This window comes from Cupriavidus sp. 96C5-1 (assembly GCF_057798855.1).
Genome location: NZ_JBYOJU010000030.1, coordinates 50,785 through 72,906, shown reverse-complemented (window position 1 = coordinate 72,906; position 22,122 = coordinate 50,785). Strand labels below are relative to the sequence as shown.

The following is a 22,122-nucleotide window of genomic DNA, read 5'->3' as shown; positions in this document are numbered from 1 at the left end:
GATTGATGACCGAGGTTCCGAGGTGCCGAGATGAACGCCCTTACCCTGCCCAAGCTACCAAGACTGCCGGTCCTGCTGGCCCTGCCTCTGGCGGCGCTGACGCTGGCCGGCTGCGCCGTCATGCCGAGCGGCCCCAGCGTGATGGTGCTGCCCGGTACCGGCAAGAGCTTCGACCAGTTCCGCGCCGACGACAATAGCTGCCGCCAGTTCGCCTTCAGTCAGGTAGGCGGCGTCACCGCCAACCAGGCTGCCACCAATAGCGCCGTCGGCAGTGCCGTAGTCGGCACCGCACTGGGCGCGGCAGCGGGCGCGGCCTTCAACGGCGGCTCCGGTGCCGCCGTCGGCGCCGGCGCCGGCCTGCTGGCCGGCTCCCTGGTGGGCGCCAGCAATGCGCAGTATTCCGGCTACGGCAGCCAGCGCCGCTACGATGCCGCCTATGTGCAATGCATGTACGCCAGCGGCAACCGGGTGCCGGTGTATGGCCGCATGGCATCGGCACCGCGGCCGGCTGCGCCGACCTACTACTACCCGCCTCCGCCGCCTCCGGGCTACGCGCCGCAGTAGCCCGGAAGCGATGCTGTAGCAAGCAAGCGGGTCCCCGGTCCAGGCGGCCAGACCGGGGATCGGCGCGCATTGCACCGCCACGCCTGTGACCCGGCCCCCGGGCCGCTGGCCTATTCCGCTTGCCCCTTGCTGCGCGCTGCCACCCAGTCGCAGAATTCCTGCGGCCGGGCGGCGGCGCCGGCCTCCGCGCAGGCGCGCGCCACGCTGGCGAACTGCGTTGCTTCGTCGCCGGCATAGTAGAAGCGCAGCCGCTCCAACCACACGCGGCCCCTGGCGGCATCGCCGGTCAGGGCCATCAGCCATGCGGTGCGGGCGATCAGCGTGGGGGTCGGCAGCAGGTGCACGGCGGCGATATGCGGCGCCAGCAACTGCGCCGCGTTGGCCGGCGTGATCCTGGTCTCCTCCACCACGTCGGAGGCGGCGGCCTGGCGGAACCAGAAGCCGGGTATCGGCAATGCGGCGCGGCGCTCGGCGGCGCGGGTATATTCGCGCGCTTCGGCACGGCGGTAGTCCTGCCACATGGAGGCGAGGATGGCCGCCGCCACGCCGGCAAATACCACGCCGGCGAGCACCGCGAACCAGCGCGGCGCCCGCACGCGGCCAAAGCCCGCAGGCTCCAGCCAGCCCAGCATGAAGCAGAACGGCAGGATGAAGTACAGGTAATGCAGCGGGTACTCCAGCATCGAGTGCGCGCACAGCATGGCCAGCCAGGTCAGCACCAGCGCCGTCTGCGCCCGCTCCCGCGCGTCGCCGCGCCACAGGCGCCGGCGCACCACGCGCCAGAGCCAGGCGAGCAGTGCCAGCGCCACGCCGGCGGTACCGATCGCGCCGGTCTTGGCCAGCAGGTCCAGCACGGCATTGTGGGCATGCAGGGACATCTCCACCGTCACGCCAACCTGGGCCAGCTGCTGGAACTGCGCCCAGCCGAACTCGCCCCAGCCCACCCCCAGCCAGGGATGCGAGCGGAACATCGCCCAGGCATGCGCCCACAGGGCCCCGCGCGCGGACACCTGGTCGGATGCCGCCAGCTGCGCGATGGTATCGAACAGCCGCCAGTCCAGCGCCTGTCCCAGCCCCCTGATGGCCGGCTGCAGGATCATCAGCAGCACCGCCATGGCCACCGCGGCGAACACCAGCCCGGCGGGCCGGCGCATGGGGTTGCGGCTCGGGCGCAGCAAGGCGCCGTCCGCTCCGCCCGCCTCGCCCTCGCTGCCGAACGCCGCGCCGTTGCGCGCCAGCCATGCCGCCACCAGCGCATAGGCCGACGCCAGCCCGACATGAAGCACGCCGGTGCGCGAGCCGGACAGCACGATGCCGCTCTCCAGCAGCAGCACCGCCGCCAGCCACGCCGGCACGCGCAGCCGTCCGCGCGCCGCCAGCCACACCGCCGCCGCCAGCGCCAGGCCTTCCACCGTGGCCTGGTGGTTGGGCTGGTTCAGGTTGCCCCAGAGGCGGCGGTTTTCGTCATAGAAGTAAGTGGACACCAGCCCCAGCGTGTCGGACTCCAGGCCGAAGACCTGGATCCATTGCGCCAGCGCGCCCAGCAGCCCGGCCACCAGCCAGGCGATGGCCAGCACGTCGGCCATGGCCTGGCGCTCCGGCGGTGACGCTGCCTGCCCTTGCCGCCAGGCCGCCCACATCACCGCCGCGGCCAGCGCCAGCACGAGTTCGGTGATCAGGCGGCTGCCGGACACATCCACCATGCCGCTGAGCGTCTGCGTGATGCCGGTGGCGATCAGCCAGAGGGGAAAGAGGACGATCCAGGGAAACTGGGCGGGGGCGGCATCGCTGGCCCCGCTCCGGTCCTGCCGGTGCGCCAGCGCGCCGAGCACGATGACGGCAAGGGCGAACAGCAGCGCCGAAGACCACTCGCCGTAGAAGGTGGCGAGCGGGAGCGTGTGCCGGGAGACCAGCAGCGGCACGATGAGTGCGACAGCCAGGATGCTGAGGGGGATGGCTGGCCGGGAGGGCAGCATGCGGGGGCGCCTTGTTAAGCCAGGTTGGCAAAAGGCGGATGATAGCTTGGGGAGGGGGGAAAGAAAAAGCGCCCGAAGGCGCTTTTTTCACATGCTCTTTGTACCTAAATCACCTCAAACGCCCGTGCACGTCTTCGGCAGGAATTTCTGCTTCATTGTGCTAGCGCAACCCCATGTAAAGGTGCCAGTCGTGTTACCCGCTAGCGCAGGAGGTGTCAGAGTAATCGTTTGCGTGGCGATATCAGCACCAACGACGCCCGCAGCAGCCATGGTAACTGTGATTACACCAGTCGCAGCAGTCACTGCAGCTGATGAGTACCGACCTTGCGTGGGCGCTGCAGCGGTGCCCAGATTCAGGTTGGTAATGTCGGCTGCAGCCGGATACGCTCCATTCGATTGAGCGAAGTCAGCAATTGCAGTCTTAGCCCCCTCAATCAACGTGAATGCCTCAGAAACCTGTGCTCGCTGCGTATAGTCCTGATACTGCGGAATAGCAATAGCCGCCAAAATACCAATAATCGCAACCACGATCATCAGTTCGATCAGCGTGAAGCCCTTCTGGACTCGGCGGCCCAGTTTTTTCAGTTGTACCCGTTGTTGCATGATTGACCCCTCGAAGGAATTTTAGATACAGATCGAAACATCTTGTTTCAAGTGATGCCACACGTTCATAGCAGTTAGCGTGCCAGCGCCGCAAACCGCCAATCCTCGCCGGCAGGTGACAATTTTCGCCACTTCGGATGCCTCGCCGCTTTGACCATGGGCAAATTTTGTCACTTGCGATGACGCAGACGGTCAGCGATACCAAAGTATGGCTAAAGTCAGTTAGAAACCGCACTGAACTGGCAGCGTAATTCCGCTTCGCAGCGGATCAAGGTGGAAGCGGCAAACAAGCCACTTCGCACACCCCCGGCAAAACAAAACGGGCGGCCTCCCGGGCCACCCGTCCGGCGGCGCCCCAAAGGACGCCGCTCGCCAGCAAACCCCGTCCACGAGGACAGGGCAACTTACCTTCAGGCCGGCTGCGCCGAGCGCTTCTGCAGCAGCTTGCCGACCACCACCACCAGTGCCGCGCCAAGCACGCCGAACACCAGGTGGGCATGCGGCACATGCATTTCGAACCAGGCGGCATCGACCGGGTCGCTGACCAGCATCTCGCCGGCCAGGTAGCCCAGCAGCGCGGCGCCCAGCACGATGATGATGGGGAAGCGGTCCATCACCTTGAGCAGGATGGTGCTGCCGAACACGATCAGCGGAATCGACAGGCCCAGGCCCAGGATCAGCAGCATCAGCTGGCTGCCTTCCGGCCCCTTCTGCGCCGCGGCGGCCACGGCCACCACATTGTCCAGCGACATCACCAGGTCGGCGATCAGGATGGTGCGGATCGCGGCCCAGATATTGTCCTTGGCATCGTGGCCGTCCTCGTCGTCGTCGCCGGTCAGCAGCTGCACGCCGATGTAGACCAGCAGCAGGGCGCCGACGATCTTCAGGTACGGCAGGCTCAGCAGCTTGACCGCGGCAACGGTCAGCACCACCCGCATGATGATGGCGGCGGCGCTGCCCCAGAAGATGGCTTTCTTCTGCTGGGCCGGCGGCAGGTTGCGGGAAGCCAGCGCGATCACCACGGCGTTGTCGCCGGAGAGCACGATGTTGGTCAGGATAATGGATCCCAGCGCGATCCAGAACGCGGTGGAGGACAACAGTTCCACGGTAAAACTCCTCGGGTTTCTAAATTCTAAATTATGGTACGAACGCCACATGACGACTGCATTGTCTGCGGAATTTCGGATGTCTGAGTTTTCAGACATGCAGATTTACCGTATCAAGCTTTCGATTTGGTTTCAATCGCCATGTCATGCGCCTCCGGAGATACCCTAGGGCTCGGCTCTCCGGAATGACATGCCCCCGCACGAAGGCGGGGGCATGGGGGCCCGGACTTGCACCGGGCAGGCAATCATCCCCGCCCGAGGGGCGGGAACGCAGCTTATGGCTGCTACTGCAGAATCACAGGATCACAGGATCACAGGATCGACTTCAGCAGGCGAGCCATTTCCGACGGATTCTTGGTGACCTTGATACCGCAGGCTTCCATGATTTCCAGCTTGGCCTGCGCCGTGTCGGCACCGCCCGAGATCAGCGCGCCGGCGTGGCCCATGCGCTTGCCCGGAGGCGCGGTCACGCCAGCGATGAAGCCAACCACCGGCTTCTTCATGTTGTCCTTGATCCACTCGGCCGCATTGGCTTCGTCCGGACCGCCGATCTCGCCGATCATGACCACGGCGTCGGTTTCGGGATCGTCGTTGAACATCTTCATGACGTCGATGTGCTTCAGGCCGTTGATGGGGTCGCCACCAATGCCCACGGCCGACGACTGGCCCATGCCCAGCGCGGTCAGCTGACCCACGGCTTCATAGGTCAGCGTGCCCGAGCGCGACACCACGCCGATGCGGCCCTTGCGGTGGATGTGGCCCGGCATGATGCCGATCTTGATTTCGTCAGGCGTGATCAGGCCCGGGCAGTTCGGTCCCAGCAGCAGGGTCTTCTTGTTGCCCTTACGCATCTTGTCCTTGAGCTCCATCATGTCGCGGACAGGAATGCCTTCGGTGATGCAGACCACCAGGTCCAGGTCGGCGTCGACGGCTTCCCAGATGGCGGCAGCGGCGCCGGCGGGCGGCACGTAGATCACGGAAACGGTGGCACCGGTGGATGCCTTGGCATCCTTGACGCTGGCGTAGATGGGAATGCCTTCGAAGTCTTCGCCGGCTTTCTTCGGGTTCACGCCGGCAACGAAGCAGTTCTTGCCGTTGGCGTAGTCGCGGCAGCCACGGGTGTGGAACTGGCCGGTCTTGCCGGTGATGCCCTGGGTGATGACCTTGGTGTCTTTATTGATCAGAATCGACATGCTGTAATCCTTTGCTTGGCTCAAAGCAGCGCACGGGGGCCTGGCCCCGGCGCGCTGCTGGCGTTCGTGTTCGCGTCTGGCTTACTTGCCCGCGGCAGCTGCCACGACCTTCTGGGCGGCTTCTTCCATGGTGTCGGCCGCGATGATGGGCAGGCCCGAGTCGGCCAGCATCTTCTTGCCGATCTCTTCGTTGGTGCCCTTCATGCGCACGACCAGCGGCACGGACAGCGACACGGCCTTGGATGCAGCAATCACGCCTTCTGCGATCACGTCGCAACGCATGATGCCGCCGAAGATGTTGACCAGGATGGCCTTCAGGTTCGGGTTCTTCAGCATCAGCTTGAATGCTTCGGTCACCTTCTCGGTGGTGGCACCGCCGCCCACGTCGAGGAAGTTGGCCGGCTCGCCGCCGAACAGCTTGATGGTGTCCATGGTGGCCATGGCCAGGCCGGCGCCGTTCACCAGGCAGCCGATGTTGCCGTCCAGCGAGATGTAGGCCAGGTCGAACTTCGATGCTTCGATTTCGTTGGCGTCTTCTTCGTCCAGGTCGCGGTAAGCGACGATTTCCGGGTGACGGAACAGGGCGTTGGAGTCGAAGTTGAACTTGGCGTCCAGTGCGATCACCTTGCCGTCGCCGGTCAGGATCAGCGGGTTGATTTCAGCCAGCGATGCATCGGTATCCCAGAATGCCTTGTACAGGCCTTGCAGGGCCTGGCGGGCTTGGGCAACGCTTGCGTCGGGCACGCCGATCTTGCGGGCGATGTCGTCGGCGTCAGCGTCGGCCAGGCCGGTAGCCGGGTCGATGATCAGGGTGTGGATCTTTTCCGGGCTGTGGGCAGCGACTTCCTCGATGTCCATGCCGCCTTCGCTGGAGGCCATCAGGGCCACCTTTTGCGAAACGCGGTCAACCACCAGGCTGACGTACAGTTCCTTCTTGATGTCCGCGCCTTCTTCGATCAGCAGGCGGTTGACCTTCTTGCCTTCCGGGCCGGTCTGGTGCGTGACCAGGGTCATGCCCAGGATATTGCTGGCGTAGGTCTTGACCTCGTCGATGCTCTTGGCCACCTTCACGCCGCCACCCTTGCCGCGGCCACCCGCGTGGATCTGCGCCTTGACGACCCAGACCGGGCCACCCAGTTGTTCGGCTGCCTTCAGGGCCTCTTCGACCGAGAATGCCGGGATGCCGCGCGGAACCGGCACATTGTATTTGCGCAGGATTTCCTTGCCTTGGTACTCATGGATATTCATGCGTGTTTCCTTTCGGGTAGGCGTAAAAGTGTGGAGATGGAATCTCGGCGGATTGCAGGCCGGCCTGGCTTAGCCGGAGGTGCCGGTTGGCCTGCGGGACATGGCGCCGTCACCGGCGGCGGCGAGCGCCTCCAGTGGCTGCGCCGCCGGGGGTGGCGACCCTTCGGTCTTGATCCTCGGCTTTGGCTGGTGACCATACCAGCGCGGGTAAAACTGACGCACCACCTCACCTTCGAAATGCAGGGCGTGACAGCCGTGCAGCTGGTAAGGGGGCTCGGGATTCGTATCTTCGGTGCCGGCGTCGCGGATGTTGAAGACATCGCCGGCAAAGGCCTGGATCGCTGTGGTCGGCAGCACGCCGGCCAGCTCGGTAAGGTGGGTGCAGCCCGACACGCCCGACAGCCGCTCGCGCACCGCGCGGCGGAAGCCATTCATCAGGTTCAGGCCGATCAGCTTGCGGTAGGCCGGGCCGATGGTGTCGCACTGGCCGGGATAAGGCACCCAGTCGGAACAGGCATCGGCGTCCACCACATTCATGCGCAGGTCGATGGTGACGCGCAGCCACAGGTCGTGCAGCGGCTGGCCCACCGGGCGCACGCCGCCACCGGCCAGCGGAATCTCGCGCGGCTTGGTGTCGGTCAGGCGCGCCTCGATATCCCACAGGCCATCGTCCCTAAGGTAGGCCTCGGCCGTGATGGCACGACGGTGGCGCAGGGTGCGATTGACGGGTGGGGAAAGCGGCATAAAACCAGGCTGGAGCGGGGAGAAAAGGACGGCTGGACCGGAAAACCGCAGGATTTTAACATGCCGCACAACTTTGGCCGGGAACAAACCGCGCGCGGCGCTGTTGCCGGGGATTGTCGGGTGACGGACAGGCGCCGTGGACCGGCGAAATGTGCGGCAGCGCAGGCTGAAGCGGGGCCCGCGCCCGTCTGCGAACAGCGGATGGCCAGCCCTTATCCCTCCCCTATACGCCTACTCGCAATGCAGGTATGCGCACCGTGCCGGTGCAAGGGCCTTGGGAACGTCGCCCGGCGCCGCCAGCGTGGCGCGCCGCGCACCAGATCTTCAGTCGGCGCCATCCAGCCATTCGTCGGCACCCTTGATCACCTCGCTCACCACCGCGCGCGAGAAACCGCGCGCCACCAGGAAACGGATCTGCCTGGCCTTTTCTTCGGGCGTGGCTGGCGGCGTGCCGAAGCGTTTCTGCCAGACCGCCCGGCCGCGCTCCAGTTCGGATGCGCGCAGGCGCTCCTGCAGGTCGGCGAGCTGATCGCCGCCAAGCTGGTGGGTGCGGGCTTCCTGCATCACGCGGGCGGCGCCATAGCGGGCAGCGCGCCGGTGCACCAGGCTGTCGACGAAGCGCTCGTTGGACAGCCAGTTCTCGCGCTCCAGCGCGTCCAGCAGCTGCTCCAGCGCTTCCGGCGACTCGGCATGCGGGGCCAGCTTGCGGGCCAGTTCGGCCCGGCTGTGCTCGCGCCGCGAGAGGTAGCCGACTGCGCGGGCTTTCAGGGAGAGGGGGGGACGGGTGGCCATGGGAACGGGAGGCGCGGCGGGGAGATGGGAGTTGGGATTGGGGGGTTGCTGGATTGCGACTGCTTCTGCCTGACTTCAAGGTCAACTGCAGTTTCACCTCCCCTGCGGGGAGGCGAGCCCTCCGGCGCGGGACCCGCGCGACGATCCGATGGATCACGAACCAGGGACGAAAAATACAACGGGGCGGCGCGCGTCGACACGCGTGCCGCCCCGGTGGGGGTTCGCGGCCGGGAACGTTCCGGCCGGCGAAGCTCAGTCTTCGGCGGTGGCCACTGCGGCGGCCGGCGTGCCGTTGAGCAGCACCACGCCCAGCGATTCGCGCACCTTGTTTTCGATCTCGTCGGCGATATCCGGATTCTCGCGCAGGTATTCGCGCGCGTTGTCCTTGCCCTGGCCGATCTTCTCGCCTTTGTAGCTGTACCAGGCGCCCGACTTCTCCACGACCTTGGCGTCCACGCCGAGATCGATGATTTCGCCCTGGCGCGAGATGCCCTGGCCGTAGAGGATGTCGAAGAAGGCTTCGCGGAACGGCGGCGATACCTTGTTCTTGACCACCTTGACCTTGGTCTCGTTGCCGATCACCTCGTCGCCCTTCTTGATCGAGCCGATGCGGCGGATGTCCAGGCGCACCGAGGCGTAGAACTTGAGCGCATTGCCGCCGGTGGTGGTTTCGGGCGAGCCGAACATCACGCCGATCTTCATGCGGATCTGGTTGATGAAGATCACCAGGCAGTTGGTGCGCTTGATGGTGCCGGTCAGCTTGCGCAGCGCCTGGCTCATCAGGCGGGCCTGCAGGCCGGGCAGGGAATCGCCCATCTCGCCTTCGATTTCGGCCTTGGGCACCAGGGCCGCCACCGAGTCGATCACGATCAGGTCGACCGAGCCCGAGCGCACCAGCGCATCGGTGATTTCCAGCGCCTGCTCGCCGGTGTCCGGCTGGGAGATCAGCAGGTCGCCCACGGCCACGCCCAGCTTGCTGGCGTAGTTGACGTCGAGCGCGTGCTCGGCGTCGATAAAGGCGCAGGTGCCGCCCAGCTTCTGCATTTCGGCCACGACCTGCAGGGTCAGGGTGGTCTTGCCCGAGGATTCCGGGCCGTAGATCTCCACCACGCGGCCGCGCGGCAGGCCGCCCACGCCCAGCGCGATGTCCAGGCCGAGCGAGCCGGTGGACACCACCTGGATATCCTGTTCGACCTCGGCATCGCCCATTTTCATGATCGAGCCCTTGCCGAACTGCTTCTCGATCTGGGCCAGCGCGGCGGCCAGCGCCTTCTGCTTTTCGGCGCTTACGCCAGCACTCGCCTTCTTGCCGTCATCCATGGTCGTCCTTCCGTCAATGGTGTATAAATAGGCCGCATGTGGCGCGTTGCCTGCTTTTGCCGGCAACCGCGCGACCCGCGCCGCGCTGCGAACCCCCGATGGCGATGATCCTGCCGCCGGGGGGCGAACATCTGGGCAAACATTGGGCAAACGCCGGTAGGACGTTCGATGAATGCCTGATGAAACGTCGCTACCGGATCCGGTAAATTCCGGCCCAGGTGCAAAGCGACCGGATCAAGCGGGTACTGTATAAAAAAACAGTATGCTTGGCAAGCCCCGTCCGCTTCATTCGATGGAAAGCGGCGACAAAGCCAGGCCAGGGTGGAGACAACCATGCGTATTCTGATCGCCGAAGATGACGATGTGCTGGCAGATGGCCTGACGCGCTCGCTGCGTCACTCGGGCTATGCCGTCGACCATGTCGCCAGCGGGATGGAGGCCGATTCCGCGCTGTCCACCCAGACCTTCGACCTGCTGATCCTCGACCTCGGCCTGCCCCGCATGCCCGGGCTGGAGGTGCTCAAGCGGCTGCGCGCGCGCGGCGCCATGGTGCCGGTGCTGATCCTGACCGCCGCCGATGGCGTGGACGAGCGCGTCAAGGGCCTGGACCTGGGCGCCGACGACTACATGGCCAAGCCCTTCGCCCTGTCCGAGCTGGAGGCGCGCGTGCGCGCGCTGGTGCGGCGCGGCGCGGGCGGCGGCGCCACGCTGACCCACCACGGCCCGCTCGCCTTCGACCAGGTCGGCCGCATCGCCTACCTGAACGAGCAGATGCTGGACCTGTCGGCGCGCGAGGTGGGCCTGCTGGAGATCCTGCTGACCCGCACCGGGCGGCTGGTGTCGAAGGAGCAGCTGGTGGACCATCTGTGCGAATGGGGCGACGAGGTCAGCAACAATGCCATCGAGGTCTATGTGCACCGGCTGCGCAAGAAGATCGAGGTGGGCGGCATCCGCATTGCCACGGTGCGCGGGCTGGGTTACTGCCTGGAGAAATTCCAGGCCGCCGTGACGCACGATTGACTGGACGAGGCTGGCACCCCCCGCTGCTCCGGCCTTCGGCGAACAGGAAGAGACCGCACCAGAAACGCCAGAGGCACCAGACGCACCACACCCGCCACACGCACTACAGGAACCGCCCCACCCTTCCCCCATGAGCCTGCTGCGACTGCCCCGGCGGCGCCCGCGGGCCTCGCGCCCCCCGCGCCCGCCATCCCCGTCACCCGGCGACGCCATCGTCAGCGACGAAGCGCTGGCCGACGCCCTGCCCCATCTCGAGGACAGCGCGGGCCACCCGTCGCCACGCTCGCTGTTCGGGGAGATCCTGGACTGGATGCTGGCGCCGCTGCTGCTGCTGTGGCCGATGAGCATTGCCGTGACCTACCTGGTGGCAAAATCGATCGCCAACGGCCCCTTCGACCGCTCGCTCGAGGCCAGCGCGATCGTGCTCTCGCAGCAGGTGCGCGAGGTCAACGGCCGCGTCACGCTGCAGCTGCCGCTGTCCGCGCGCGAGATCCTGCGCGCCGACGAGTCCGACAATATCTACTATCAGGTGGTGGGCACGCACGGCGAATTCGTCGCCGGCGACAATGACATGCCGCTGCCCAACGAAGACGATCGCGGCCATGCCGGACTGGTGTCGCTGCGCGACGACCGTATCGCGGGCAACGACGTGCGCGTGGCTTATACCTATGTCGATCTCAAGCATGGCGGCGACACCCAGCCGGTGCTGGTGCAGGTTGGCGAAACCCTCGACAAGCGCGCGCGCCTGGCCAACGAAATCATCAAGGGCGTGATCCTGCCGCAGTTCGTGATCCTGCCGCTGGCGGTGGTGCTGGTGTGGTTCGGCCTGACGCGCGGGCTGGCGCCGCTGACCTCGATCCAGCAGCGCATCCGCGCGCGCAATCCGGGCGACACCAGCCCCATCGACGAACACGCGGCACCGCAGGAGATCACGCCGCTGGTGGCGTCCTTCAACGATCTGCTGGCACGCCTCGATACCTCGGTGCAGACCCAGAAACGCTTTATCGCCGATGCCGCCCACCAGATGAAGACGCCGCTGGCCGGCCTGCGCATGCAGGCAGAACTGGCGCAGCGCGAACAGTCGCCCGAAGAGCTGCGCAAATCGCTGGCGCAGATCGCCGGCAGCTCGGAGCGCGCCGCTCACCTGGTGACGCAGCTGCTGTCGCTGGCGCGCATGGAGAACCTGGCCGGCGCGGGCAGCATGGCGCCGCTGGACCTGGCCGCGCTGGCGCGCGAAGTGGTCAAGGACTGGCTGCCGCAGGCCTGGGCGCGCCGCATCGATCTTGGCGTCGATGCCGACGACCATCCCGTGATGGTGCAGGGCAACCGCCTCATGCTCACCGAGATGCTGAACAACCTGATCGACAACGCGATCCGCTACACGCCCGCCGATGGCCGCGCCACCGTGCGCGTCAGCGCGGATGCCTTCGAACCCTTCGCCTACCTCGAAGTCGAGGACACCGGTCCCGGCATCCCGGTGGCCGAGCGCGAACGCGTGATGGAGCGGTTCTACCGCGTGCTCGGCACCAAGACCCAGGGCAGCGGGCTGGGACTCGCCATCGTGCGCGAGATCGTGCAGCAGCACGGCGGCGATGTCGGCATCCTCGACCACGTCTATCAGGCGGAGCCGCGCCTGGCCGGCACCTGCTTTCGCATCACGCTGCGCCGGCCATCCTATATGGAGCCGGCATGAGCGCGCCCGGGCAGCCAGACGCCGACCACATCCGCGCCGCGCGCGACCAGGCCGACGGGTCCGAACGGCGCGCATGGCAGCGCAACCTGCGCTGGATCGCGGTGCTGTTGTCGCTCTGGTTCATCGTCACCTTCGTGGTCGCGTGGTTCGCCCGCGAACTGCGCTTCGACTTCTTCGGCTGGCCCTTCTCGTTCTGGGTCGGCGCGCAGGGCGCGCTGATCCTCTACGTATTGATGGCGGCGCTGTATGCGTGGCGCATGAACCTCGCCGACGACGACCAGGCGGACAATCCGCTCCCGCCCGCCGTCCCGCGACAGCACGACCACGATGCTGCATAGCAGGAAACGCCGCGCCGACGCGTGGCGCTGACCGCGGCGGCGCATCCGGCAGGGCTGTTTCCCCGCGGCGCAGCAACGCCAGGGCCACTTCGCGTCTAGCGTATACCCCGAGCGTTTAGCCGGGAACCACGCTGGAATTGTCAGAACGCAGTAAGTTTCGCCACCCACAATCCATTGCAGCTTCGGAGCCCGCAGCGTGCCCGCCAGGGCGTGACGGCGCGCCTCCGAAAGACCCCGATATCATACGGAGGAGACAATGGCGAATGTACGGAACGTGGCAATGCCTGGCGGCAGTGCCCAAAGCTCGGGAATGACCAGCGAGGAGAGGAAGGTGATTTTCGCCTCCTCGCTCGGCACGGTGTTCGAGTGGTACGACTTTTATCTTTACGGTTCGCTGGCGGCCATTATCGCCAAGCAGTTCTTCGCCGGGCTCGATCCGACCGCGGCCTTCATCTTCGCGTTGCTGGCCTTTGCCGCGGGCTTCATCGTGCGGCCGTTCGGCGCACTGGTGTTCGGCCGCCTGGGCGACATGATCGGGCGCAAGTACACCTTCCTGGTGACCATCCTGATCATGGGCGCGTCCACGTTTATCGTGGGCCTGCTGCCGGGCTACAACAGCATCGGCTGGGCGGCGCCGATCATCCTGATCGGGCTGCGCATGCTGCAGGGCCTCGCGCTCGGCGGCGAGTACGGCGGTGCCGCCACCTATGTGGCCGAGCACGCGCCGCACGGCAAGCGCGGCGCCTATACCGCATGGATCCAGACCACCGCCACGCTCGGCCTGTTCCTGTCGCTGATCGTGATCCTGCTGTGCCGCAACCTGACGGGCGCGAACTTCGACGCCTGGGGCTGGCGCATCCCGTTCCTGGTCTCCATCCTGCTGCTCGCCGTATCGGTCTATATCCGCCTGTCGATGAGCGAGTCGCCCGCCTTCCAGAAGATGAAGGCCGAGGGCAAGACCTCCAAGGCCCCGCTGACCGAGTCGTTCGGCCAGTGGCGCAACCTGAAGATCGTGATCCTGGCGCTGGTGGGCCTGACCGCCGGCCAGGCCGTGGTGTGGTACACGGGCCAGTTCTACTCGCTGTTCTTCCTGACCCAGGTGCTGAAGGTAGACGCCACCACCGCCAACCTGCTGATCGCGGGCGCCCTGGTGGTCGGCACGCCGTTCTTTATCTTCTTCGGCTCGCTGTCGGACAAGATCGGCCGCAAGTGGATCATCATGGCCGGCTGCGCGCTGGCGGTGCTGACCTACTTCCCGCTGTTCAAGGCCCTCACCCACTATGCCAACCCGGCGCTGGAGCGCGCGCAGCAAAGCGCCCAGATCGTCGTCACCACCGATCCGAAGCAATGCTCCTTCCAGGGCAGCCCGATCGCCCGCGAAATCGATTTCCGCAGCTCCTGCGACATCGCCAAGCGGACCCTGGCGCAAGCTTCGGCCAGCTATGAAGTGGTGGAAGCCCCGGCCGGCACGGTGGCATCGGTCAAGATCGGCGACAAGGAGATCGCCTCCTTCAACGCCACGCTGGTACCGGCGGGCCACAGCTTCGACGATGCCAGCAAGAAGCAGATTGCCGCCTTCAAGAAGCAGGTGGGCGACTCCATGGCCTCGGCGGGCTACCCGACCAAGGCGGACCCGGCGCAGATGAACACCATCATGGTGCTGGTGATCCTCGTCATCCTGGTGATCTACGTGACCATGGTGTACGGCCCGATCGCCGCCATGCTGGTGGAAATGTTCCCGACCCGGATCCGCTACACCTCGATGTCGCTGCCGTATCACATCGGCAACGGCTGGTTCGGCGGCCTGCTGCCCACCATCTCCTTCGCCCTGGTGGCGCAGAACGGCAATATCTACTACGGGCTCTGGTATCCGATCATCATCGCGGGGGCCACCTTCGTGATCGGCGCACTGTTCGTCCGCGAAACCAAGGATGTGAACATCTACGCCAACGACTGATATCCGCCAACGCCAAAGACTGCGCCCGGCGTCCAGGGCCAGGCAAGACTGATCCGGTAATCAGTCGCTCCAACCGGCGGGCCGCGAGGCCCGCCGGTTTTTCCTTGGGGCAAGCGGCCGGAAAGCCCGCCGCCAGCCCCCCTGAAGATTTTCCGATGAGGGTGTTGACAAGCCGAAAACTGTACGTATAATAGCGGTCTTCGTTAGGCGAATTAGCTCAGTCGGTTAGAGCGACGGAATCATAATCCGCAGGTCCGGGGTTCGAATCCCTGATTCGCCACCAGTATTAAGAAGGGCCTAGCGCAAGCTAGGCCCTTTTTCTTTTGGCAACTGTCAACGGACAGTCAACCGCCACGGCGCCAAGCCCGTGTGCGCCCGCGACGCCGCGCAGGCAATCGGCCGCCTCCTCAATCCCCCTTGAACCCCGAAGCCTTGATCACCGGCGTCCAGCGCGCGGCAAGGGCGTTCGCATACCGCGCAACCTCATCCGGCGCACCGCCGGAAAGCAGGTCATAGCCGGTGCGCCCCAGCTTCTCGCGAACGTCCGGCATGGCGAGGATCTTGCGCACGGCGTCTCCCCACTGCGCGGCCACGTCGGGCGCGGTGCCCGCGCGCGCGTACAGCAGGTAGCGCGACGCGGTCACCAGGTCTGGGAATCCGGATTCCGCAAACGTGGGCACCTTGGGCAGCGCGTCAGCGCGCTTGTCGCCGGCCACCGCCAGCACGCGGAGCTTGCCGGCGCGATGGTATTCCACGAAGGTGGTGGTGGCGTCCATGCCGGCAGCAATCTGGTTGCCCATCAGGTCCGTGACCAGGGGGCCGCCCCCGCGATAGGGCACCAGGGTGCTGCCGGCGTGGGACTGGGCGACGAATTCCACCGCCAGGAAGTGGAGCAGCGTGCCGACCGTGCTGATGCCGATCGAATGCTCGGCGGGCCGGGCCTTGGCCGCCTGGACAAAATCGGCGAGCGTCTTGATCGGCGAGCTTGCATTGACCGCCAGGCCGAACTGCACGCCGGCCACGTCGGTGATCGCCTTGAAATCGGTGACGGGATTGAAGCGCATGTTGTTGTAGATCAGCGGGCCGATGAACATCGGATCCACTGGCGCCAGCAGCACGGTATTGCCGTCGGCGGGCGCGTTCTTCAGGACTTCCGCCGCCACGCGGGTGCCCGCGCCCGGACGGTTGTCGACGATGACGGTGCGGCCCATCGCGTCCTTGAGCTTCTCCGCCAGCAGGCGTCCCATGAAATCGGCCGGCCCGCCCGCGGGGAACGGCACGATGATGCGGGACACGGTCTGGCCCCAGGCCGCGCGCGAGAGCACGCTGCCGGTACACAGGACGGCGGCGGCGCCGGCCAGCATGGACCGGCGCGAGAGGCGCACGGCATCGGGAGGGTTGTGGTCGTTCATGCGTTGCTCCTGGTTTGTCTGCGGGGGATTACAGGGCGGTGAATGGGGTGAAGCGCGCTGCGTCTTCGATGACCTGGCCGGCTTGCAGCAGCAGGTCTTCCCTGAAGCGCCACGCCATCAGTTGCACGCCGACGGGAATGCCGCCGGCCATGCCTGTGGGTACCGAGAGACCTGGCATGCCGAGCATGGCCGTGGCGAGCAGCGGGCTCTGGGCGTCGAGCAGCGCATGCATCTGTTCCAGCGAGCCGAGGTCGGCGTCTTGCGCGCACGGGCGCTGCCACGACACCGGCATCAGCACCAGCGGGTAGCCGTGCAGGAAGACCGACCAGTTGCGCGCCAGTGCCTGGCGCCGCGCCAGCGCATCGAGGAAATCGTCGCGGCTGGTTTGCGCCATGCCGTCGATCATGTTGCGCTGGCTGCGGCGCATGGCTTCGTCGCCGTGGTGTTCCACGCCCGCGATGATGTTGCGGCGGCTGTCGTCCGTGATCAGCGTGCGCCAGAGCGCCGCGGCTTCGAGGAAGTCGGGCAAGACGGCTTCTTCCACGGCGTAGCCGGCTTGCTGCAGCCATTGGGCGGCGCTGTCCAGCGCCTGGCTGACCGCCGGGTCGATGGGGATGCCCGGGCAATGCTTGAACAGCGCCACGCGGATCGGGCCCGCCGGCGGCGGCAGTTCCAATGGCGCCGGGACCCAGGCGGGATCGCGCGGGTCGGGGCGCGCCATGGCGTGATAGCCGAGCCGCAGGTCGGCCATGCTGCGCGCCATGGCGCCCTGTACCGACATCAGCTGCGGCGTGATGCCGCGCTCGGCGCTGGCGCTGGGGTTGTACGCGGGCACGCGGCCTATCGTCGGCCGCAAGCCGGGCACGCCGCAGGCATAGGCTGGATAGCGGATGGAGCCGCCGATGTCGTTGCCGTGCGCCAGCGCACCCATGCCGCAAGCCACCGCGGCAGCAGCGCCGCCGCTGGAGCCGCCGGGCGTGATATCCGCATCCCAGGGGTTGAGCGTGCGGCCGTGCAGGCCGTTGTCCGTGAACCAGCGCGACGAGTAGGTGGCGGTGTTGCTGCGGCCGACGATGATGGCGCCGGCATTGCGCCAGTGCGCCACCACCGGCGCATCTTCGCGCGCGATGTTGTCCTTCAGCGGGATCACGCCATTGGTGGTGGCGTGCCCGGCCTGGTCCACGTTGATCTTGATGGTGACCGGCACGCCGTGCAGCGGGCCGAGTGGCGCGCCGCTCATAACCTGCTGGTCAGCCGCATCGGCGCTGGCCAGCGCCTGCTCGGCCAGCACCTCTGCCAGCGCGTTGATGCGCGGGTTGAGCTGCGCGATGCGTGCAAGCACGCTGGCGGTAGCCTCGCGGCAAGAGATGTCGCGGCTGCGCACGGCGGCGGCGATGTCGACGGCGCTCCAGCGCCACAGCGTTTCGGGGGTGTTCACGTGGGACTCCAGGATGTCGGGCAAAAGGGATCCCGCCCCCCATGCATGGTGGGAGTTCGGAGAGGCGGACGGTGGGTGCCGGCGGGCCGTGCCCGCGCGGCGGCGGGTTAGTCGCTCGGGTTCATCAGCAGGCTTCCCCGGTCGACGCGTGATTCGGCCTCGAGGGCGAGGGCTTCGGCGTGCTCCATATGCGCGTGCATGAGCGCGCGGGCGCGATCGGCATCGCGGGCGCGGAATGCGTCCATCAGGTCCGAGTGGCTGTGGAGGATTTCATCGTCGAAGCGGTCGAAGCTTTGCTGCGCATTGCGCACCACGATCACGCGCCGGATGATGTCGTTGAGCAGGCGGCAGAACAGCGCCAGCATGGGACTGCTGCACGCATCGGTCAGCCGGTCGTGAAACAGCAGGTCCGCTTCGCGCCGCTCGTTCCAGTCCGCGCTGCCGCCGTGCGCCGGATGGCTCAGGCCGATCAAGGCATCGAGTTCGGCCAGGTCGGCGTCGGTCAGGCGCGGCGTAACGTTGGCCGCCAGTTCCGGCTCCACCGCGCGGCGCAGGGCGTACAGCGTGGCGATATCGACCGGCTGGAAGTACAGGAAGTTGGAGACGGCCTCCAGGCAGCGGTCGTACGAGGGCTGCGCCAGCGTGGCGCCGCCGTTGGGCCCGGTGCTGACGGTCACCAGGCCTTGCACCTGCAAGGCGGCCAGCGCCTCGCGCACGGTCCCGCGCGCCACGCCCATCTGCTCGATGAGGGCCGCCTCCTGTGGCAGCTTGTCCCCCACCTTCTGCTGCGTCTGGACGATCCAGCGCTTGATGTCGGCGACCACCTGGTCGGAGCGCTTGACGCGCCGGGTGCCCGAGATCCTGGGCTTGGCTTCCTTGGACATCGCTGACAGCCTATTTATGATCATAATTATCAGAATTATGATCGGCTGGATGGTTCTTCCAATACGGGTATTCCCTGCGCCGCGCGCGGTTGGCTCAACGAACGAATCTCACTGTTGAGCATCGATTCCAGCCGCTGACACAGATTCTCTATGCTCCAGCGTCGCCGGGTATAGCCAGGCGACAGCGGCCTCGGTTGGAATTCTTCAGGACCAACTGATTACCGTATGCTAGACGGCTCGCCTTGAATCCTGCGAGCGGCAGCCCTTGCTACCGGCTGTAGTCGGCTCCAGAAATATTTGTATGAGAATTCGGCGGCGATAACGGCGCCCATGAAACCAAGAAGGCATTCCAAGCGCCGCACGTGCTTTCAGCGGGAGCATCAAGGTCATCGTATGCATTGGCGATGCTCGAAAACCGTAATGCGCATAGAAATGCTTTGCGCGCGCATTCAACGCATGGACGAGCAACGCTCGAACACCGACATTCTCGGCAACAGATCGCACACGGGTTACCGCATCCTGGAGCAAAGCCGCGCCGAGCTTGTTAACAGAGGATCCACACTTCGGAGCTGCGAAGTGTCTCGACCGTACCCGGAAGCGCAAAAGCGCCGTGCAAAGAATGGACGGCGGCCCTGCTTCCATCAATAGAAATAGCGCGTGTCGGCCGCTTCCGGGCTCTTGGAGTACAGCTTGTGCAGCAAGGTGAAGGCGCTGCGCGAGGTGGGCGTATGGCGCTCGCCATAGCGCGACTGCCTCACCAGGCGCGCCAGCACCGTGGCGCCTTCCGGCAGCCGCGGGTTGGCGCTGATGTAGGGCAGGATCTGCCGGCCCATCCATTCGGTCGTGCTCAGGTCCTGGTAGCGCTTGAGCTGCGCGGCGGCGTCGCGCGCCGCAGCCGCATCGTGGAAGGCCGGTGGCACTTGGGACAGCGGCTTGAAGCCGGCCTTGCCATCGGTGATCATCGCCTGCGAATAGTAGCTGCGCTGCATCCACTCGGCGCGGCCAAGTCCGGGCACTTCCTTGAGCAGCATCATGCGCGCCAGCAAGTAGCGCTGCTCGGCGGGATCGGCTGCCTGCACGGCAGCCTGCAGGTTCCTGCTGTCGCTCTCGGCCTGCCAGGCACGCAGGGCCTCGGCGGCCACGGCGGCCTGGCCGGTCATGGCGGCGCGCTGCCAGGCTTCGCTGAGCAGCCGCACCTTGAGGCCGCGCGCCAGCGGCGGCGATGCTGCCACCGAGGCCGCAGGCGTGGGCGGGACAGCCGAGGTCGCCCCCGCCTCCCCTCCCGTCCCCAGCCGCAGCAGTTCCACGGCAGTGAACTGGCTGTACAGCCAATCCTGCGTGTCCTGGTCGAGGAGCCCCTTGTCGCTGCCCTTGGGCAGATCTTCGGTGAAACCTCGGCTGCCATAGTAGGCGTCGAATCCAAGCGGCGTGCGCGGGAAATTCTGCGCCACGCCGTCCAGCGATAATGCCGCGCGCATCGCCAGCGAGCCGAACAGCTGGCGCGTGCCAAGCCCCTCTTCCGGCAGCAGTGGCGCGGCGCGGGTCAGTTCGGCGCGCGTCTCGTCATAGCGTAGCGCCATCAGCGCCAGGCGCGCGCGATGCCAGGCAAAGTGCAGGTAGAGCGGGCTCGATTGCGGCAGCGCGCGGCTGTCCTTGACCAGCTGCGCGGTGTGCGGCTGGCCAGGCAGTGCGACCATCACGGCACTGGCCAGCCACGGCAAGGCGCGGGTACGCTGCCAGCGCTCGAATACCAGCTGCTGGCTGCGCGCGATGCGCTCGGGTTCGGCGAAGATGCTGTCGGTGCTAAGGGTGCCGGTGAGATAAAGCCAGTCGTCGGCGTAGCCGGCGGCCGGCATCAGCGCCCACAGCCAGCGGATATCCGACGACCATTGCTGCAGCGAAGCCGGTGGCTGGCGGCCGTCCATGGCCTGCCAGCGGCGCTGCCAGACCTCGCCGGGGACCACGCGCGACTCGATCATGTCGATCATGTCGGCCGCTGCCGCACGCACCGCCGGGTCGCGCGCCTTGGACGCCAGCGTGTGCAGGCGCACCGCCATCGGATGCCCGGACCAGTCCCCGCCGAGCGTGTCGCGTGCCCGCGCGGTGTCGACCAACAGCTGGCGCCGCCAGTTGCGCGCCACCAGGTAGCTGGCCCACTCATGCCAGGGCGAACCGGCATCGGCAGCGATCTCGGTGAAGGACTTGCCGGCGGCGTCGTAGTCGCCACCATAGAATTGCATCGACGCCAGCTGATAGCGGCGATCGCGCTCCAGCCACTGTGGCGCGCCTGATGCCAGTGCGGGCAAGGCCGGCTGCGCCGCGCCTTTGCCGGCGGAGCAGGTGGCGAATACCGCGTCCTGCCCGGCGATCCACGTGCTGACCCATTGCTGCGCGTCGGCATGGTCGGCGCTGCGCCTGGCCAGCGTGGCGGCTGCGGTTTCGAAGGCCGCGGCGCCACAGTTCGGTGCGTAGGTAAAGTCCATGGTATTGCGCTCGCCGGGCCTAACCTCCACCGATTGCACGACACCGGCTTTCGCGCGCGCCTGCATCCAGGCCTTGATCGCGGCCTGGGTGCGGGTGTAGTCGTCGGCCTGCACCAGCTTGCCGGCCAGCAGGCTGCTGCGGTCCTCGTCGGACAGCGGCGGCAGCCCCAGCATCTGGCGGTAAGCCAGCAACAGGTACGGCGCGGCATAGCCGGGCCACAGCACGCCCAGGTGGCCGTCCATGTATTTCGGCAAGGCGGCCTTCTCCGGCTGGATGCGCGAGGTGGCGACCAGCGTGGACATCTCGCCGCCGCCGGAGGCGCGGGCGCCGCCGCACAACAATGCGGCGGCCAGCGGCAGCAGCGCCAGCAGGCGCAAAGAGTGCGGCCGGCGCTTGGGCCGGGCGGAATGCAGAGGGGAAAAGATGGGCAAGAAAACGGGCATATCGACAAGCTCCAGCATCATTCGGGGCCGCTGTGTCCATCACGGCAGCCAGGCATCGGTCAAGCGGATGGTCCATGGCCGGAACCTCATGGCGGCAACCATTGTCCCAGAACCTCCACATGCTCGCGCCGCCACGATGCCGGCACGAACACATACCAGCGCCGGCGGTCTCCGGCAGCCGGGCGGCCAAGCGCCTGCAGCTCATCCAGCGCAACCCCGGCAGCCGCGCGGCAGGGCGCGGGCAGCGTAGCCGGACCGGCCAGCCTGGCGCGCCAGTGGGCGCGCTCGCCGGCGCCCATGCGGAAAAACATCGGCACCACCTCATCCACCGGCAGGCTGGCCAGCCAGGCCGGATCGCTGCACCACCAGGCCAGCGCCGTTACGGACAGGCGTACGCGCCCTTGCAACTGCTGTTGCAGGCGAGCCAGCAAAGCCCGGTAGAAATCCTTCTGCGAGGCGCGGGCTTCGAAATCGATCTGCACAGCCGGCGTGCCCAGCCGTGCGATGGCCTGCGCCAGCGCGCGGGTCCAGTTGGCGAGCGCCACGTCGTTGAACAGCGCCGCGTGACGGGCCGAGAACGCCTCGATATGCAGCACCGGCAGCAGCGGCGTGCCCGTGGCGACGCGCAGCGGCGCACGCCGCCAGGTGGCACGCAGATTGTCGCCATCGGCATCGAACTGCACGGCGAAGTAGGCGACACCATAGCGCCTGGCATCGCGTGGGGCGCTGGCCGCGGCCTTGCCATCCTGCAGCCAGCGCAGGTCTTCGGCACGGTCCCAGGCCCACAGGTAGACCGGCGCGGCACCAGCCGCCGCACCGCCGTGCGAAGGCATCAGCAGACACGCCGCCAGCCACAAGGCCAGCCAGCGCGGCGTGTCAGCGCGAGCGGCCATCGCCCGCGTCGATA

At 66.7% G+C, this 22,122-nt stretch carries 18 protein-coding genes and 1 tRNA gene; 6 read left to right on the top strand and 13 right to left on the bottom strand.

Annotated elements, in window-relative coordinates; all coding sequences use genetic code 11:
• The first annotated feature begins 30 nt into the window (after nt 1-30).
• The gene (locus AC3FOF_RS28115) at nt 31-564 is read left to right on the top strand and encodes a YMGG-like glycine zipper-containing protein (RefSeq protein WP_276269646.1); all 534 of its coding nucleotides are present in this window, start codon (nt 31-33) and stop codon (nt 562-564) included.
• A gap of 110 nt (nt 565-674) precedes the next feature.
• Here AC3FOF_RS28115 and AC3FOF_RS28110 read toward each other — a convergent pair whose 3' ends face one another.
• The 8 genes from AC3FOF_RS28110 to recA all read right to left on the bottom strand — a co-directional run bounded on the left by AC3FOF_RS28110 (nt 675) and on the right by recA (nt 9,546).
• Nucleotides 675-2,540, bottom strand: coding sequence for a PglL family O-oligosaccharyltransferase (locus AC3FOF_RS28110; protein ID WP_488728463.1), 1,866 nt, complete (start codon nt 2,538-2,540; stop codon nt 675-677).
• A 114-nt stretch (nt 2,541-2,654) separates the two neighbouring features.
• On the bottom strand, nt 2,655-3,143 hold the full coding sequence (locus tag AC3FOF_RS28105; protein ID WP_488728462.1) for a pilin: 489 nt from the start codon (nt 3,141-3,143) through the stop codon (nt 2,655-2,657).
• A gap of 410 nt (nt 3,144-3,553) precedes the next feature.
• A complete protein-coding gene (locus AC3FOF_RS28100) occupies nt 3,554-4,249 on the bottom strand; it encodes a TerC family protein (RefSeq protein ID WP_017229595.1) in 696 nt (231 codons plus the stop codon).
• 311 nt (nt 4,250-4,560) lie between these two features.
• Nucleotides 4,561-5,442, bottom strand: a complete 882-nt coding sequence (sucD, locus tag AC3FOF_RS28095) for a succinate--CoA ligase subunit alpha (protein ID WP_276268701.1) — start codon at nt 5,440-5,442, stop codon at nt 4,561-4,563.
• 81 nt (nt 5,443-5,523) lie between these two features.
• On the bottom strand, nt 5,524-6,690 hold the full coding sequence (gene sucC, locus AC3FOF_RS28090) for an ADP-forming succinate--CoA ligase subunit beta (RefSeq protein ID WP_276268702.1): 1,167 nt from the start codon (nt 6,688-6,690) through the stop codon (nt 5,524-5,526).
• Nucleotides 6,691-6,759: 69 nt separating this feature from the next.
• Nucleotides 6,760-7,434, bottom strand: a complete 675-nt coding sequence (locus tag AC3FOF_RS28085) for a DUF2889 domain-containing protein (protein WP_488728461.1) — start codon at nt 7,432-7,434, stop codon at nt 6,760-6,762.
• A 324-nt stretch (nt 7,435-7,758) separates the two neighbouring features.
• Nucleotides 7,759-8,226: a recombination regulator RecX gene (recX, locus tag AC3FOF_RS28080; RefSeq protein WP_017229591.1), complete on the bottom strand. Its 468-nt coding sequence runs from the start codon at nt 8,224-8,226 to the stop codon at nt 7,759-7,761.
• A gap of 252 nt (nt 8,227-8,478) precedes the next feature.
• The gene (gene recA / locus AC3FOF_RS28075; RefSeq protein ID WP_017229590.1) at nt 8,479-9,546 is read right to left on the bottom strand and encodes a recombinase RecA; all 1,068 of its coding nucleotides are present in this window, start codon (nt 9,544-9,546) and stop codon (nt 8,479-8,481) included.
• Between the two features lie 333 nt (nt 9,547-9,879).
• Between recA and AC3FOF_RS28070 the strand changes: the two genes are divergently transcribed.
• The 5 genes from AC3FOF_RS28070 (at nt 9,880) to AC3FOF_RS28050 (ending at nt 14,837) form a co-directional block, all read left to right on the top strand.
• Complete coding sequence (locus tag AC3FOF_RS28070; protein ID WP_276263835.1) at nt 9,880-10,566, top strand: response regulator; 687 nt, start codon at nt 9,880-9,882, stop codon at nt 10,564-10,566.
• 130 nt (nt 10,567-10,696) lie between these two features.
• Complete coding sequence (locus AC3FOF_RS28065; protein ID WP_488728460.1) at nt 10,697-12,259, top strand: sensor histidine kinase; 1,563 nt, start codon at nt 10,697-10,699, stop codon at nt 12,257-12,259.
• On the top strand, nt 12,256-12,597 hold the full coding sequence (locus tag AC3FOF_RS28060) for a DUF4212 domain-containing protein (protein ID WP_017229587.1): 342 nt from the start codon (nt 12,256-12,258) through the stop codon (nt 12,595-12,597). The genes AC3FOF_RS28065 and AC3FOF_RS28060 overlap by 4 nt, the downstream gene beginning before the upstream one ends.
• A 256-nt stretch (nt 12,598-12,853) precedes the next feature.
• The gene (locus AC3FOF_RS28055; protein ID WP_276263837.1) at nt 12,854-14,554 is read left to right on the top strand and encodes an MFS transporter; all 1,701 of its coding nucleotides are present in this window, start codon (nt 12,854-12,856) and stop codon (nt 14,552-14,554) included.
• Between the two features lie 206 nt (nt 14,555-14,760).
• Nucleotides 14,761-14,837: transfer RNA gene (locus AC3FOF_RS28050), tRNA-Met, on the top strand.
• Nucleotides 14,838-14,961: 124 nt separating this feature from the next.
• Here AC3FOF_RS28050 and AC3FOF_RS28045 read toward each other — a convergent pair.
• From AC3FOF_RS28045 to AC3FOF_RS28025, 5 genes are all read right to left on the bottom strand, one after another.
• Nucleotides 14,962-15,966: a Bug family tripartite tricarboxylate transporter substrate binding protein gene (locus AC3FOF_RS28045; RefSeq protein WP_488728459.1), complete on the bottom strand. Its 1,005-nt coding sequence runs from the start codon at nt 15,964-15,966 to the stop codon at nt 14,962-14,964.
• A 28-nt stretch (nt 15,967-15,994) separates the two neighbouring features.
• Nucleotides 15,995-17,404 (bottom strand): amidase family protein, encoded by a 1,410-nt coding sequence (locus AC3FOF_RS28040; protein ID WP_488728458.1) that lies wholly within the window; start codon nt 17,402-17,404, stop codon nt 15,995-15,997.
• A 107-nt stretch (nt 17,405-17,511) separates the two neighbouring features.
• The gene (locus AC3FOF_RS28035) at nt 17,512-18,288 is read right to left on the bottom strand and encodes a FadR/GntR family transcriptional regulator (protein WP_276264743.1); all 777 of its coding nucleotides are present in this window, start codon (nt 18,286-18,288) and stop codon (nt 17,512-17,514) included.
• 641 nt (nt 18,289-18,929) lie between these two features.
• Nucleotides 18,930-21,215, bottom strand: coding sequence for a hypothetical protein (locus AC3FOF_RS28030; protein WP_488728457.1), 2,286 nt, complete (start codon nt 21,213-21,215; stop codon nt 18,930-18,932).
• Nucleotides 21,216-21,301: 86 nt separating this feature from the next.
• Nucleotides 21,302-22,108 carry a hypothetical protein gene (locus tag AC3FOF_RS28025; RefSeq protein WP_488728456.1) on the bottom strand — a complete coding sequence of 269 codons (807 nt, stop codon included), beginning with the start codon at nt 22,106-22,108 and terminating at the stop codon, nt 21,302-21,304.
• Nucleotides 22,109-22,122 lie beyond the last annotated feature (14 nt).